This window comes from Streptosporangium sp. NPDC051022 (genome assembly GCF_040683035.1).
Lineage (GTDB): Bacteria > Actinomycetota > Actinomycetes > Streptosporangiales > Streptosporangiaceae > Streptosporangium.
Genome location: NZ_JBFBCF010000004.1, coordinates 95,730 through 110,844, shown reverse-complemented (window position 1 = coordinate 110,844; position 15,115 = coordinate 95,730). Strand labels below are relative to the sequence as shown.

The window sequence follows — 15,115 nt, the reverse complement described above, 5'->3', positions numbered from 1 at the left end:
CCGTCACAGTGTGCTTGCCGGAGCGCGCGGACGAGAGGCTCAACCAGGATGGCACGTGGCGGAACTGGCCCGGTGAACGGAATGCCGCCGGGGGTGCGGCCCCTGACCGTCGGAGATCCGGTCATCGTCGGCCGTTACCTGCTGCTCGGCCGCCTCGGTGTCGGCGGGATGGGCGTGGTCTACCTGGCCGAGCACCCCCAGGGGGGTGTGGTGGCCCTCAAGACGCCCCATCCGGGGCATCTCCACGACGCCGTCCTCCGCGCCCGGTTCGCGGAGGAGGTGCGGCTCTCCCGGCGGGTGGTGCCCTTCTGCACGGCCGCGGTCGTGGAGGACGGCACGGACAGGGACCGGCCCTACCTGGTCTGCGAGTACATCCCCGGGCCGGCGCTGTCGCAGGTGATGGCGTCCCGGGGGCCGCTGCCCCCCGACCTGGCCTACGGCGTCGCCCTCGGGGTGGCGGCCGCGCTGGTGGCGGTGCACGAGGCCGGGCTGGTCCACCGCGACCTCAAGCCGGGCAACGTGCTGCTGTCGGACGCCGGGCCGAGGTTGATCGACTTCGGCATCGCCAGAGACGTGGACACCCTCGCCGCGCACACGCAGGCCGGGCAGGTCATGGGCAGCCCGGGGTGGGTGGCCCCGGAGCGGCTCACCGGCGGTCCCGCGCTGCCCGCCTCCGACGTCTTCTCCTGGGGGTGCCTGGTCGCCTACGCCGCCACCGGTCACCATCCCTTCGGCGCGGGGGAGGCGGACATGCTGGCCCGCCGCATCCTGGTCGAGCCGCCGCGTGTCGCCTCGGTGCCGGCCCTGCTCCGTCCCGTGGTCGAGGCCTCGCTCGTCAAGGATCCCGCGCGGCGCCCCCGGGCCACCGAACTGCTCGGCGCGCTGCTCGCCGCCGTCGGTGTGGGCGTCCCCTGGGATCCGCGGCAGGCGGTGGCCGACGTGCTGGCCGAGATCTGGACGCCGGTGCCGCATCCTCCCGCTGCGGGGCGGCCGTGGTCCGGAACGCTCGCGCCGTCCTACGGGAACACGAGGGACGGGACCCCGGCTCCGGCCGGTGACCGGCCGTCCGTTCCGGTCAGGGTCTCCCGCAGGGCGGAGTCGCGCGGGCGCGCGAACCTGGCGCAGGCGGCGCTGGCGGCGCTGGCCACGGTCTCCATGGCGGCCCTCACGGTGGCCGCCGCCACCCGCGGTGGGATCCGGGTGGACGCCGGTCCCGAGATTCCGGGGCGGGTCCCGGATGTGGCGCCGACCCACGAGACCGGTGCGGGGCGCGCTTCGCGGGCGGCCCTCCCACCGGGCACCGGGTCGCGGACCGCACGCCCGGCCGTGACGCCGTCGGTCGAGCCCGCCACGGTCCTGATCACCGCCACCCAGACGGTCTCGGTGTCTCCGCTGAACGGCGAGGACGAGGAGCCGCATCAGGAGCGGCCGCACCGTCCGCGGGAAACGGAGGGGCCGCCCGCTCAGGAGGATCCGCGGGGCTGCGCGGAGGCGGGGGCGAGGAGCGGAGGGGACTGCCCGGCGACATCGGCGACATCAGCGACATCGGCGGCGGATCCCGACTCCCGTCCCGATCCCCGTCCCGATCCCCGTCCCGACTCCAAGCCCTCCTTCACCCAGATTCCGCAGGCCGGGGAGGGGGAGAGCCCGGTCCCGTCGGCGGCCCCGTCCACGACGGCGGCCACCGCCGCGGCCTCGCCGAGCGCGGGTCCCTCGCTGCAGATCGGCGAGTGAGGGCGCGTCGCCGTATCGGTTAGGGTGATCGGCGCGTGTCGAGTTGGGGAGAGAACTATGGGCGGGCTCGCGCCGGGTGCGGTGGAGCTGGACGGCGTCGATGTCCGGGTGGTCGGCAGGACACTGCTGGCCGGTGTCGACTGGCGGGTCGGATACGGCGAGCACTGGGTGGTGCTCGGGCCCAACGGGGCCGGCAAGACAACGCTGCTGTCCCTGGCCGCGGCCGTACGGCATCCCACGGACGGCGTGGTCACCGTGCTCGGCCAGCGGCTCGGCCGGGTCGATCTTCGGGAGCTCCGCAACCGCATCGGCCTGGTCGCCGCCAGCCGGCGGCTCGTCGACGAGGAGCTGCTGGAGGAGGAGGGTGCCACCGCGCACACGGTCGTCCTGACCGGTTACACCGGGACGAGTGCCCCGCTCTGGGACCGGTACGGCCAGGCCGAGCACGAGCGCGCCCACCGGCTGCTGGCCGACATGGGGTGCAAGGACCTCGCGGACCGGCCGTTCCGGGTCTGTTCGCAGGGGGAGCGGGCCAGGGTCCGGATCGCCAGGGCGCTGATGGCCGATCCGGTGATCCTGCTGCTGGACGAGCCGTTCGCCGGGCTCGATCTGCCGGCCCGTGAGGATCTGATCGCCGCGGTCGAGGATCTCGCCCTGACCCGTCCGGTGCTGACCACGATCACTGTGACCCACCATCTGGAGGAGGTCCCGGCGACCACCACGCACGTCCTGCTGATGCGCGACTCCCGCGTCCAGGTGGCCGGAGGGGTGGCGGAGGTCCTGACGGGTGAGCACCTGTCGGAGTGTTTCGGCAGGCCGCTGCGGATCGACCGGCATGACGGGCGCTGGTCCGCCCGTGCCGTGCGGGGCTGATCCTTCGCTCCCTCCGGGGGTTTCAGTCCTTCTTCCGCTGGCGGATGAGGCCCATGAATCCGGGACTGGGCTTGAATCTGGCCGTCCAGGTCTCGGCGATCTCCAGGGGTTCGCCGGTCTGCGGGTTACGTCCGGTCCGGGCCGGCTTGTGGACGATCTCGAAGGATCCGAAGCCGGGGATGGCGACCTTATCCTCGGCCGCGACGGCCGTCTGGATGGTCCCCAGGATCGCCTCCAGGGCCGCGGCGGTCTGCCGCCGGCTGAGCCCCGCCTCGGCCGCGGCCTTCTCGATCAGCTCGCGCTTGTTCATGAGGACAGTTAACGCCATCGTGGGCGGGTTCATCGATCCCCGTCCGTCTCCCTGTTCGCCGGGGACGTCTTTTTCCGTTCGTCCGGAAGGTCCCGCCGTTCTCAGGGGGAGCCCGCCGTTCTCAGGGAGGAGGAGGACGGGCGGGAGGGGAGACGGTGATGCCTGCCGTCTCGCGCGAGACGGCAGGCATCTCGTGCCGTTCAGCGGTCGGACTGGGCGGCCAGTCGTTCCGCTTCCCCATAAAGGGCCTCGACGAGGATGAGCTCCAGGCGGAGGTCTTCGTCGAAGAGGCCTTCCAGAACTTCCATCCGGGCCTCCTGCCTACTCGGACGTCTCATGAGCCGCGAAAGTTCACATCGATACCGAATCGGACGGACGGTGATTCGCGCCCGGCTCCTCGTACGGCCCGCGCCCGTCGTCCTCCGGGTGCCCGTACTCACCGTCGCCGGGTACCCGCGCCTCGGTTCCTCCCGTGTCCTAGGTCGCGACGAGTTCGGCGAGGTCGACGTGCTCGCCGACCTCGCGCACGTCCATGCAGTACGCCAGCAGCACCCGCCGTTCCCCGACCGTGCGGGTCACGCGCAGGCACGGGAGGTCGTTGAGCACGATCGCCTCGACCTCGATGCCGTCCGGCCCTCGCCAGATCCCCATGCTGTCGAGGCTACGAACCGCCGGGTAAGGCCGGGGTAACCAGCCGGGCATATCGTGATGGTCCCCGCAACCTGCGCGGTTTTCCCGTCCCTGGCGATGATTAGTCGGTGTGCTGCGGGTAACAGACCGTCATAATCCAAGTAATCAGGGAGAAATCAACATGGCTCTGCCCAAGCTCACCCCAGAACAGCGTCAGGCGGCCCTCGTCAAGGCCGCCGAGATCCGGGTCGCCCGGGCCAGGCTCCTGGCCGAGGTCAAGGCCGGGTCGGTAAGCCTTGAGCAGTTGCTCGACCGGGACGACGACGTCGCCAAGCGCATCAAGGTGTCGCAGGCGTTGCGCGCCCTGCCCGGGATCGGCAGCGTCAAGGCCGCCCAGCTGATGGCGCGGGCCGAGGTGGACGAGGCGCGCCGTCTCGGGGGCCTGGGCGCGCAACAGCGGCGCAGGCTGATCCAGGCGGTCACGAACTGAGGGCCGCCTCCGCACGGAACGACCGCGGAACGACCGCGGAACGATCGCGGCACGGCCGTGGGAGGGCCGAGGCGGAGGCGGCGCGCAAACCGGTCCCGGGGACGGCTCCGGGGATGCCGAAGGCGGAGGGAAAGGGGCCGGAGACGAGAAGGCCCCGCCGCGCGGACTCGGGGGAGATCCGTACGGCGGGGCCTTCCGCTACGACCTGGTCGTGGAGCCCGCCCGGGGAGCGTCTTTTGCCCTGAGAAGCATCCGGGCGGGCCCGGTTCGAAGGGTCAGTGAGCCGGTTCGAACTGCTGTTCCTCGGTGGAGCCCTTGAGGGCCGTGGTCGAGGAGTCCGGCGCGACGGCCGTGCTGACCAGGTCGAAGTATCCGGTGCCGACCTCGCGCTGGTGACGGGTGGCGGTGTAGCCGCGGGACTCGGCGGCGAACTCCGCCTCCTGCAGCTCCACGTAGGCGGTCATGCCCTCCCCGGCGTAGCCCCGGGCGAGGTCGAACATCGAGTAGTTGAGCGAGTGGAAGCCCGCCAGCGTGATGAACTGGAACTTGTAGCCCATGTGCCCGAGCTCGCGCTGGAACTTGGCGATGGTCGAGTCGTCCAGGTGCTTCTTCCAGTTGAACGAGGGCGAGCAGTTGTAGGCCAGCATCTGGTCGGGGTGGACGGCCTTGACGGCCTCGGCGAACTCGCGGGCCACGTCTAGGTCCGGGGTGGAGGTCTCCATCCACAGCAGGTCGGCGTAGGGCGCGTAGGCCAGGCCGCGCGCGATGCAGGCGGCGACGCCGTTGCGGACGCGGTAGAAGCCCTCCGCCGTGCGGTCGCCGGTGGTGAAGGCCTGGTCCCGGGGGTCGACGTCGGTGGTCAGGAGCGTCGCGGCCTGGGCGTCGGTCCGCGCGATGATCACAGAGGGGACTCCGGCGACGTCGGCCGCGAGACGGGCCGCGTTCAGGGTCTTGATGTGCTGGCTGGTCGGGATCAGCACCTTCCCGCCCAGGTGGCCGCACTTCTTCTCGGAGGCGAGCTGGTCCTCCCAGTGCACCCCCGCGGCACCCGCGGCGATCATGCCCTTCATCAGCTCGAAGGCGTTGAGCACGCCGCCGAAGCCGGCCTCGGCGTCGGCCACGATCGGGGCCAGCCAGTGGGGCGCGTTCGTGTCGCCCTCCGACCAGCTGATCTGGTCGGCCCGCAGCAGCGCGTTGTTGATGCGGCGGACGACGGCGGGGACGGAGTTGGCGGGGTAGAGGCTCTGGTCGGGGTAGGTCTGCCCGCCCAGGTTGGCGTCGGCCGCGACCTGCCAGCCGGACAGGTAGATGGCCTTCAGGCCCGCCTTGACCTGCTGCACGGCCTGGTTGCCGGTCAGCGCGCCGAGGGCGTGCACGTAGTCGTCGGTGTTGAGTAGGTTCCACAGCCGCTCGGCGCCGAGCTGGGCGAGAGTGTGCTCCTCCTGGACGGATCCCCTGAGTCGAACCACGTCTTCGGCCGTGAAGGTCCGCTCGGTGTCCGTCCAACGAGGATTGGTCTGCCACTCCCGCCGCAGCTCGTCTGCGGCTCCCTTGAGGCGATCGTTCATCGTCACTCCTTGTCGTCCCCTGGGTGCCTTGGTTTGAGTGTGTGCCCGGACGAAACGGGCGAACAACACCAATCCCTTCGAAAGAATCAAACTTCTTCTCGATTCGAGAACGAATGCCGGTATTTGATCGAGAAGAAATTCATACTTTTTCATATGGACTAGACCACTCCGGTGGTGTAGACCACAGCCCTCGGAAGGTGGAGGAAACATCGCTCGAAATTTCGTTTAGCATCGAGGTATGGCATCGTTGGTTGGTGAAGAACCGCTGTCCTTGACGCAGGAGCTTGATCTCATCGCTTTTGGCCAGCGGCTGAGACACCTGCGCAAGCAGCGCGGCCTCACCCTCTCCGACCTCGGCGAACGCGTCAGCCGCGCGCCGAGCCAGCTCTCCCTGCTGGAGAACGGCAAGCGCGAGCCCAAGCTCTCCTTGCTGAAGTCCCTGGCCGCCGCGCTCAACGTGCCGGTCGAGGAACTGCTCCGCCGGCAGGCGCCCAACCGGCGGGCGCAGCTGGAGATGGAGCTCGAGGAGGCCCAGCGCGACCCGCTGTACGCCGGGCTCGGCCTGGGCAGGCTGAAGGTCTCCGCCCGCGTCCCCAACGACGTGCTCGAACACATCCTCGGCCTCTACGGCGAGCTGCGCTCACGCCAGGCCAAGGGCACCGCGACCCCGGAGGAGGCGCGCGTCGCCAACGCCGAGCTGCGCCGCATGCAGCGCGAGCGCGGCAACTACTTCGAGGAGATCGAGAAGGCCGCGGCCGAGGCGCTCTCCGCGGTCGGCTACCGCACCGGCGCGCTGTCGCAGAGCACCGTCCAGGCCCTGGTCACCCACTTCGGCTACACGGTGCGGACGGTCCAGGACCTGCCCCGTACGGTGCGCTCCATCACCGACCTCCGCAACCGGCGCATCTACGTCAAACACGAGCAGCTCGGCATGCACACCCCGCGCACGATCCTGCTGCAGACCCTCGGCCACCTCGCCCTCGGCCACCACAAGCCCCGCGACTTCGCCGACTTCCTCCGCCAGCGGACCGAGGCCAACTACTTCGCCGCCGCCGTCCTGGTGCCCGAGGCCACCGCCGTGCCCTACCTCCAGGAGGCGAAGCAGGACCGGGCGCTCAGCGTCGAGGACCTCAGGGACGTGTTCGCCGTCTCCTACGAGATGGCCGCGCACCGCTTCACCAACCTGGCCACCCACTTCCTCGATCTGACCTGCCACTTCGTCCGGAACGACGCGGGCGGGATCATCTACAAGGCGTACGAGAACGACGGCATCGTCTTCCCCGCCGACGAGCAGGGCGCGATCGAAGGCCAGCGGATGTGCCTGCAGTGGTCGGGGCGGCAGGTCTTCCGCTCCCCGGACAGGTTCTCCGTCTTCTACCAGTACTCCGACTCGCCGACGGGCACCTACTTCTGCGTCGCCCATGTCGACCCGTCGCGGGAGAGGGACTTCGCCATCACCCTCGGCGTGCCGTACCGGGAGTCACGCTGGTTCCGCGGCAGGGAGACCACCAACCGGACCAGGTCCGGCTGCCCGAGCGGCGACTGCTGCCGCCGGCCGCCGGCCGAGCTCGCCCAGCGCTGGGACGGCTACGCCTGGCCCTCGGCGCGCGGCAACTCCCACGTGCTGGCCGCCCTGCCGCCCGGGTCCTTCCCCGGCGTGGACGAGGCGGACGTCTACACCTTCCTGGAGCGTCACGCCCTGGAGTGATCCCGCGACAGGGTGAGCGACGGATGCCCGAAGAACTGGTAGGCGGGCGCCGTGGCGGGAGCCATGCAGCGCAGCGAGCGCAGCACCTCGGCGAGCGGCTCGCCGCCGAGGGCGCGGCGGTGGAACTCCTCCACCAGGCCGTCGCCGACGGGCCTGAACGGCGCCACGGCCCCGCTCGCGCCCGCGAGCAGGAACGGCTGGCAGTCGCCCGGCTCGTCCAGGAAGACGAACGAGGCGCCGCCCATGCCCCGGCCCAGGGACTCCAGCGCCGGGCCGCCCGTCGCGAAGTGGACCACGTCGGGCGGGTCGCCGAGCAGTGCCATGACGTCGCCGAGCGCGGGGCTCACCTGCCTGGCGCCGAAGGCCGCGACCAGCGGGTGCGTCTGCGGGCCGCCGTACACCACCGCCATGCCGTCGCCGCCCGCCCGCGCCGGGGGCGGCAGCTCGGGACGGCGCCCGCCCAGCGGCCAGCGCCCGGTCACCGCCTGGCAGTTCAGGAAGCCGGGCACGGACCGGTCGAACGGATGCTCCAGCGTGGCCAGATCCCAGGGGACGTGCGGCTCCTGGGACAGGATCAGCACGCTCGGGCGGCGGGGGGTCACCCGGGCGGCCACCGCGTTCAGCAGCTCCCAGAAACCCGCCGGGATCCGCGCGGCGACCTGCCGCCCCACCTCCTCCAGGGGGAGGGCCTGCCCCGCCAGGTAGCGCCCGAACTCCGAGGCCCGCCCGCCCAGCTCACAGACCTCCGCCTGGTCGGGGGTGACGAAGTGCGGGGACTGGTAGGTCCACCACAGCCGCCCCGGCCGGTCGCCGTGCACCACGACCGCCGTGACGTCCGGAGCCTCCCCGGTATCGGCCAGCCGGACCCGGGTGCCCGCGACCGGGTGCGGGGCGTTCTCCTGGCCGAGCAGGCCGGGGGAGTCGAGGACCGCGAGCGCGCGCACGCCGAAGCCGGTCACCTGACCGCGCACCGCGTGGATCACCTGGACCTGCCGGGCGGTCACCGGCTGCTCCTGTGCGAGGGCGACCAGGCCGACCTTCGCCCTGGGGTACGGCGTGGCCTCGTCGGCGCGCAGCCGCACCCGCCACCCGCCGGGCGCCTCGAACCCCTCGGCGATGATCTGGATGTCCAGGTCGACGGGCTCGTGGACGGGCGCCGCGGCCTTCCCCGCGTCTCCGGCGTTCTCGCCGGGGGACAGGCCGACCTCGATCTCGGCGCCCCAGCCCGCGACCACCTCGCCGGGCGCCTCGACCAGCGGGAAGACCTGTGCTTCCTGGCCGCCGGGGGACGCCGCGCGCTCCGCGCCCTCCCTGCGCCGCCTGCGGAAGGCACCGGTCAGCCTGCCGAGCACGGAGGGGGTGCGGCCGCCGGCGTGCTCGGCGCCGCGTTCTGTGCTCTGTCCGGCGCCCTGTCCGGCGCCCCGTCCGGCGGCCTGCTCGGCGGGCGGCGCGACGGCAGGGGGAAGCGGGCCGGTGCTCACCTGGTCCGGATCCAGCGGGCCGGTGCTCACCTGGTCCGGATCCAGCGGGCCGGTGCTCGCCGGGCCGGACTCCCCGGCCGCCGCCCACTCCTCCTGCCCGAGCAGTAGGCAGAACCGTTCCCAGGCGGGGCCGTACTGGGAGATGAGCGCCATGACGGCCTCGGCCAGCGGCTCGGGCGCCTGCCTTCCCGCCTCGGCCAGCAGCGGATCGAGCCGGTCACGGAGCTCTCCGGAGGACTCGCCCGGCAGATGGCCGAGCTCGTCTCGGACGGTGCGCGCCGCCCTCATCACGGCCACCGGGTTCATGCCCGCCCCTCCTCGCTCAACTCTGAGCAGATCTTCCCACTATGCGACGGGTGCGGGAGCCCGTACTCGGCGAGAATCGGAGCCACATAGGGTGATACCCGTGAATTCCGAGGTGCGGGGAAGGGTGGGCTGTGCTGCCTGAGGTGGAGGCATGGCTGCGTAGGCGCACCTCGTCGTCGGATGACTGGCCGCTGCCGTGGTTGTTGCGGGCCAAGGCAGACAGCACGGTCAGCGTCGTGCTGCCCGCACGCGACGAGGCGGAGACCGTCGGGGAGATCGTGGCGGCGATCCGGCACGACCTGATGGAGACGGTGCCGCTCGTCGACGAGATCGTGGTCATCGACTCCCGCTCCGTCGACGAGACAGCCGCGCGCGCCGCGCAGGCGGGGGCGAGGGTGGTCGCCCAGGACGAGATCCTGCCGGACCTGAAGCCGCTGGACGGCAAGGGGGAGGCGCTGTGGAAGTCCCTGGCGGTGACCTCCGGAGACCTGCTGGTCTTCGTCGACGCCGACCTGCGCGAGTTCCGCACGTCGTTCGTGACCGGGCTGCTCGGCCCGCTGCTCGGCGACCCGGACGTGGTCTACGTCAAGGGCTGCTACGACCGCCCGCTGCAGAACGTGCAGAGCGGCGGCGGGCGGGTCACCGAGCTCGTCGCCCGGCCCCTGCTCAACCTGCACTGGCCGCTGCTCGCCGGGTTCGTGCAGCCCCTCGCCGGTGAGTACGCCGGTCGCCGGTCGGTGCTGGAGCGGATCCCGTTCGTCACCGGTTACGGCGTCGAGCTGGCCCTGCTGATCGACCTGCTGGAGCTCGCCGGGCTCGACGCCCTCGCGCAGGTCGACCTGGGCCGCCGGGTCCACTCCCACCAGTCGACCGAGGCCCTGGGCGGCATGGCCGCCCAGATCCTGCAGACCTCCTGGTCCCGCCTCGAACGCCACAGCAAGATGGTCTCGCTGCACACGCCCTCGCCCCGGCTGGCCCAGTTCCGCCGGGGTTCGGACGGCCACCAGGTGACCGTGCGCGACGTGGCCGTGGCCGAGCGCCCCCCGATGGCCACCGTGGAGCGCCCCCGCGCCGGAGACTGACCGGCGGCCGGGCGGGCCCGCACCCGGGGGCCCGCCGTCACCGATCCCCTGACGCGCGGTGGCGCGTCTCGATGCCCGCCACGATCAGGTCGACGGCCGACTCGAAGGTGGTGTCGGCGAAGGTGGTGTCGGCGCCGGTCTCGCCCCCGAGTTCGGCGAGCAGCCCGCTGGTCTCGGCGGACAGGAACCCGGAGACGAAGGCGTACAGCGTCGTGCGGGTCCGGACCAGCTCTCCGGCGGGTATCCCCGCGGCGACGAGGATCCGGTTGAACACCGCCCACAGGCCGCTCTCCTGGTCGACCAGGTCCGGATGGCCGTCGACGTAGGACCACAGCGACGGGTGCGAGTGCGCCAGGGAGCGGTAGGCGTGGGCCAGCGTGCGCAGTTGCTCCTGCCAGGGGGCGCCGTCGTCGGGGGGAAGCCGTAGCCGGGAGACGACGGCGGCGCAGGCTCCGCGGACCAGTGCCTGCTTGTTCTCCACGTGGTGGTAGAGCGACATCGGGTTGACGTCCAGCTCGGCCGCCAGTTTCCGCATGGACAGTCCGTCCACCCCGGCGGTGTCGAGCAGGCGCAACGCCGCCGCGTAGATCTCCTCGGATGTCAGGGGCTGACCCCTGCGCGCACTCACTGCCATACACCGTATGGTAGCGTCCGTCATACGGTGTATGGCTGACGGACTCGGGAGAACGTCAGTGGAGGAGGAGAGTTCCCATGTCGGTGACCCGTACCATCCCCGCCCCGCAGGGATTACCCCTGGTCGGCAACACGCTCCAGATTCCGGCGCACGCGCCCAACGCGTTCTTCGAGAAGCTCGCCGCGGAGCACGACGCGGGCCTCTACCAGCTCGACCTGCTCGGCCGTAAGGTCCTGTTCGTCTACGATCCGGACCTGGTCGCCGAACTCTGTGACGAGACGCGGTTCTACAAGGGCATCGACCCGCCGCTGTCCATCGTCCGCGACTTCGGCGGCGACGGGCTGTTCACCGCCCGCCACGACGAGCCGGTCTGGGGCCACGCGCACCGCATCCTGATGCCCGCCTTCAGCCAGCGCTCCATGAAGGCCTACTTCCCGCAGATGCTGGAGGTCGCGCAGGCGCTCGCCGCCAAGTGGGCCGTCTCCGACGAGGTCAACGTCCCCGACGACATGACCAGGCTCACCCTCGACACGATCTCCCTGACCGGGTTCGACTACCGGTTCGAGTCCTTCGAGTCGGCCGAGCTGCACCCGTTCCTGCAGGCCATGGGCCGCACACTGACCGAGGCGATGCTCCGCAACCGGCAGTTCCCCCTGGTCACCAGGCTCAAGAAGCGGCAGGAGGAGGCCTACCGCGCCGACATCCTGGTCATGCAGAACCTGGTCGACGACGTCATCAGGCGGCGCAGGGCCGCGGGCGCGAACGGCGCCCGGGACCTGCTCGGCCTGATGCTGGAGGCCGCCGACCCGCGCAGCGGCGAGCGCCTCTCCGACGAGAACATCCGCAACCAGGTCCTGACCTTCCTCATCGCCGGGCACGAGACCACCAGCGGGCTGCTGTCCTTCGCGCTCTACAACCTCCTGCGCAACCCGCACGTGCTCGCCCGGGCCTACGCCGAGGTGGACCGGCTGCTGCCGGGGGACCCGGGGGACACCGCCCCCACCTACGAGACGATCATGAAGCTCGACGTGATCCCGCGGGTCCTGGAGGAGACGCTGCGGATCTGGTCCCCCATCCCGGCGTTCTCGGTCAAGGCGTTCGCGGACACCGAGATCGGCGGCTACCCGGTGCGCGAGGGCCAGACGGCCGTCGTCCTGCTGCCGTCGCTGCATCGCCACCCGAAGGCCTGGGACCGGCCCGAGGAGTTCGACATCGACCGCTGGCTCCCCGAGAACAGGCCCGGCCACCACCCCGCCGCCTACAAGCCGTTCGGCAACGGCGAGCGGGCCTGCATCGGCCGCCAGTTCGCGCTGACCGAGGCGCGGCTGGCCCTCGCCGTCGTGCTGCAGCGGTTCGCGATCTCCGACCCGGACGCCTACCGGATGCGGGTCAAGCAGATGCTCACCCTCAAGCCCGAGGGCTTCACGATCCGGGTCAGGGAGCGGCGGCCGTACGAGCGGGGCGCGGCCGGGACCGACGGAACCACCGGGACCGGCGGGACCGCCGAGATCGCGGGGGAGAAGCCGGTCGAGGTGGCCGTCACGGGAGTCGGCCTCACCGTCGCCTACGGCTCCAACCTCGGCACCGCGGCCGACGTCGCCGAGAGGCTGGCCGAGACCGCCGGACGCTCCGGGTTCGCGACCACGCTGACCTCCCTGGACGAGCTCGACCCGCCCCGCGACGGCCTGCTCGTGGTGGTCACCTCGACCTACAACGGCAAGGCCCCCGACAACGCCCAGCGCTTCGACGCCCTGGCGGACCTGCCCGCCATGGACGGGGTGCGGTTCGCGCTGCTCGGCTGCGGCAACACCCAGTGGCCCACCTACCAGGCCTTCCCCCGGCGCGTCTTCGACAAGCTCACCCGGGCGGGCGCCGTACCGCTCGTCGAGCGCGGCGAGGCCGACGCGGACGGCGACTTCGACGGCGACGTCTCGGCGTGGACCGCCAGGCTCTGGGCCGCGCTGGCGGCGGAGTACGGCACCTCCGCCGCCGAGAGCGGTCCCCGCTACGAGATGGACGTCCTCACCGAGGCCGACGTGCGCCCCGCCGTCGTGTCCCCGCAGGCCGTCCCGCTGACCGTGCTCTCCAACGAGGAGCTGACCGGCGACCCCGCGGGACTGTGGGACTTCTCCCTGGAGGCGCCGCGGCCCGGGGTGCGCTCGATCGTGGCCGAACTGCCCGAGGGCACGGCGTACGCGGCGGGCGACCACCTGGCGGTCTTCGCCAAGAACGCCCCCGGCCTGGTCGAGTGGGCGCTGCGCTGTCTGCGCGTCCCCCGCGACCAGGTCGTACGGCTGCGCGCCCGGGGAACGACCCACCTGCCCGTGGACACCCCGGTGACGGCCGGGCTGCTGCTGACCGAGTTCGCCGAGCTCCAGGAGGTGGCCACCCGCTCGGACCTGGCGACGCTGGCCGAGCGGACGGAGTGCCCGTGGACCCGCGGTCAGCTCGCCGAGCTGGAGTCCGCCTACGCCGACGAGATCCTCGTCAAGCGCGTCTCGGTGCTCACGCTGCTGGAGCGCTTCCCCGCCGTCACCCTGCCCCTGCCGATCTTCCTGGAGATGGCCGGGCCGATCAGGCCGCGCTACTACTCGATCTCCTCCTCGCCGCTGGCCGCCCCGGGCCGGGTCCGGATCACCGTCGGCCTGGTCGAGGGCCCCTCCTGGTCGGGCGGCGGCGAGTACCGGGGCATGTGCTCGGCCTACCTGGCGGGCCTGGAGCCCGGTGACGTCCTCTACGGATACGTGCGGGTCCCCACCCCGCCCTTCCGCCTGCCCGCCGACCCGGCGACGCCGGTGATCCTCATCGGCCCCGGCACCGGATTCGCCCCGCTGCGGGGCTTCCTGGAGGAGCGGGCCCTGACCGGGGCGACCGGCCCCGCCGAGGTCTTCTACGGCTGCCGCCACCCCTCGCACGACTGGCTGTACCGCGCGGAGCTGGAGGCCTGGGAGGCGGCCGGGGTCGCCCGCGTGCACACGGCGTTCTCCGCGCTCCCCGGTCACCCCTTCCGGTTCGTCCAGGACGCGGTCGCCGCCGAGGCCGACAGGCTGTGGGAGCTGCTGGAGCGGGGGGCCCACGTCTACGTCTGCGGTGACGGGCTGCGCATGGCGCCCGCCGTCCGGCGGGCCCTGGCGGCGATCCACCGCGACAGGACGGGGGGCGACGGCGAGGAGTGGCTGCGCGCGATGGAGTCCGAGGGCCGCTACCAGCAGGACGTCTTCGCCTGATCCCGGGCTCTCCCGGGCGGCGGGAACGCGGACGTTCCCCAGATTGCGTCACCGCCGCCCGGGAGCCCGGCTCACGGCTCACACCTCGCCTCGGCCCATGCCAGGTAGGCGGGCGTCTCGTCGGTGATGACGCGCTGCACGTCGTAGCCGGCCAGCCGCTCCCAGGTGCCGGAGTCGTTGGGGGTCCAGGCGTAGACGGCCACGCCGGCGGCGGCGTACTCGCGGGCGAGCGCCCGGCTGAGCACGTCGTAGCGGACGCCGACGAAGGTGAACCTCCTGGCCAGCGAGACCGACGGCGCCGACCGGGACAGCAGGCCCTGATGGGCGGGAATGGACTTCACCGCGCGCAGGGCCGGCAGGGAGAACGACATCAGGCTCGCCCACCGGTAGGCGTCCAGGCGGCGGTACTCGCCCGCCAGGGAGCGCAGGTCCTGGGCGTCGGGGATCTCCTTGAGGTCGACCAGCGTCCGGCCGCCGCTGTCGCGGACGAGCTCCAGCGCCTCCGCCAGCGTCGCGGGGGGTTCGCCGTCCACGGTGCGCAGCGCGCGGAAGCGGGACAGCGTCATGCCCGAGACCGGTCCGGTGCCGGTGGTCGTCCTGTCGACCGTCGCGTCGTGCATCAGCACCGGCTGGTGGTCCTTGGTGAAGTGGACGTCGAGCTCCACCTCCTCGGAGCCCGCCTCCAGGGCGTCCCGGAAGGCCCTGACGGTGTTCTCCGCCCCGGGGGCGCCGTATCCCCGGTGGGAGACCACCTCGGGGACCGAGCACACCGCCGCGACCGCCCTGGCGATCCCGTTCCCCCCGTTCACCTGGTCCAGCGCCGCGAGGATCAGCACCGAGACTCCCAGCGTCCTCAGTGTGATCCGTACGGCCGGCCTGTCAGGGGAGTGCATCCGGAAGGGGACCGGGCGCCCCCCGGCTTCCAGGTGTGATACGCACGGTTAACAATGCTAACAACAGGTAATCGTCGCGGTAAAGAGTGAGGAACGGTCTCCGTACCGGTGTCACGCCCCGCGGGCCGCCGGCCGCCGCCCCGCGGAGGCCCCGGGGCAGGCCGCCCCCTGGAAAGGGG

Annotated in this window: 12 protein-coding genes; 6 read left to right on the top strand and 6 right to left on the bottom strand. The window is 72.0% G+C overall.

Annotated elements, in window-relative coordinates; all coding sequences use genetic code 11:
• The first annotated feature begins 81 nt into the window (after positions 1 to 81).
• Positions 82 to 1,734 carry a protein kinase gene (locus AB0N02_RS09615; protein WP_363944892.1) on the top strand — a complete coding sequence of 551 codons (1,653 nt, stop codon included), beginning with the start codon at positions 82 to 84 and terminating at the stop codon, positions 1,732 to 1,734.
• A gap of 57 nt (positions 1,735 to 1,791) precedes the next feature.
• The gene (locus tag AB0N02_RS09610) at positions 1,792 to 2,607 is read left to right on the top strand and encodes an ATP-binding cassette domain-containing protein (RefSeq protein WP_363944387.1); all 816 of its coding nucleotides are present in this window, start codon (positions 1,792 to 1,794) and stop codon (positions 2,605 to 2,607) included.
• Positions 2,608 to 2,629: 22 nt separating this feature from the next.
• Here the strand turns inward: AB0N02_RS09610 and AB0N02_RS09605 are convergent, their stop codons facing one another.
• Both AB0N02_RS09605 and AB0N02_RS09600 read right to left on the bottom strand, forming a co-directional pair.
• Entirely contained in the window at positions 2,630 to 2,917 is a 288-nt protein-coding gene (locus AB0N02_RS09605; RefSeq protein ID WP_271217174.1) for an HU family DNA-binding protein, read from the bottom strand.
• Positions 2,918 to 3,394: 477 nt separating this feature from the next.
• Positions 3,395 to 3,568 carry a hypothetical protein gene (locus AB0N02_RS09600; RefSeq protein WP_363944385.1) on the bottom strand — a complete coding sequence of 58 codons (174 nt, stop codon included), beginning with the start codon at positions 3,566 to 3,568 and terminating at the stop codon, positions 3,395 to 3,397.
• A gap of 160 nt (positions 3,569 to 3,728) precedes the next feature.
• Here AB0N02_RS09600 and mihF point away from each other — a divergent pair, with 160 nt between their 5' ends.
• The gene (mihF, locus tag AB0N02_RS09595) at positions 3,729 to 4,037 is read left to right on the top strand and encodes an integration host factor, actinobacterial type (RefSeq protein ID WP_363944383.1); all 309 of its coding nucleotides are present in this window, start codon (positions 3,729 to 3,731) and stop codon (positions 4,035 to 4,037) included.
• Between the two features lie 275 nt (positions 4,038 to 4,312).
• On the opposite strand, the gene aceA is transcribed toward mihF, so the two are convergent.
• Complete coding sequence (gene aceA, locus AB0N02_RS09590) at positions 4,313 to 5,611, bottom strand: isocitrate lyase (protein WP_363944381.1); 1,299 nt, start codon at positions 5,609 to 5,611, stop codon at positions 4,313 to 4,315.
• Between the two features lie 265 nt (positions 5,612 to 5,876).
• On the opposite strand from aceA, the gene AB0N02_RS09585 reads away from it, so the two are divergent.
• Positions 5,877 to 7,313: a helix-turn-helix domain-containing protein gene (locus AB0N02_RS09585; RefSeq protein WP_363944890.1), complete on the top strand. Its 1,437-nt coding sequence runs from the start codon at positions 5,877 to 5,879 to the stop codon at positions 7,311 to 7,313.
• On the opposite strand, the gene AB0N02_RS09580 is transcribed toward AB0N02_RS09585, so the two are convergent.
• A complete protein-coding gene (locus tag AB0N02_RS09580) occupies positions 7,298 to 9,100 on the bottom strand; it encodes a hypothetical protein (RefSeq protein ID WP_363944379.1) in 1,803 nt (600 codons plus the stop codon). The genes AB0N02_RS09585 and AB0N02_RS09580 overlap by 16 nt on opposite strands.
• A gap of 131 nt (positions 9,101 to 9,231) precedes the next feature.
• Between AB0N02_RS09580 and AB0N02_RS09575 the strand changes: the two genes are divergently transcribed.
• Positions 9,232 to 10,182 carry a glucosyl-3-phosphoglycerate synthase gene (locus tag AB0N02_RS09575; protein ID WP_363944377.1) on the top strand — a complete coding sequence of 317 codons (951 nt, stop codon included), beginning with the start codon at positions 9,232 to 9,234 and terminating at the stop codon, positions 10,180 to 10,182.
• A 37-nt stretch (positions 10,183 to 10,219) separates the two neighbouring features.
• Here AB0N02_RS09575 and AB0N02_RS09570 read toward each other — a convergent pair whose 3' ends face one another.
• A complete protein-coding gene (locus tag AB0N02_RS09570; RefSeq protein ID WP_363944375.1) occupies positions 10,220 to 10,816 on the bottom strand; it encodes a TetR/AcrR family transcriptional regulator C-terminal domain-containing protein in 597 nt (198 codons plus the stop codon).
• A gap of 77 nt (positions 10,817 to 10,893) precedes the next feature.
• Between AB0N02_RS09570 and AB0N02_RS09565 the strand changes: the two genes are divergently transcribed.
• Positions 10,894 to 14,043 carry a cytochrome P450 gene (locus tag AB0N02_RS09565; protein ID WP_363944373.1) on the top strand — a complete coding sequence of 1,050 codons (3,150 nt, stop codon included), beginning with the start codon at positions 10,894 to 10,896 and terminating at the stop codon, positions 14,041 to 14,043.
• Between the two features lie 71 nt (positions 14,044 to 14,114).
• On the opposite strand, the gene AB0N02_RS09560 is transcribed toward AB0N02_RS09565, so the two are convergent.
• Entirely contained in the window at positions 14,115 to 14,879 is a 765-nt protein-coding gene (locus AB0N02_RS09560) for a glycerophosphodiester phosphodiesterase family protein (RefSeq protein ID WP_363944371.1), read from the bottom strand.
• Between the last annotated feature and the right edge of the window lie 236 nt (positions 14,880 to 15,115).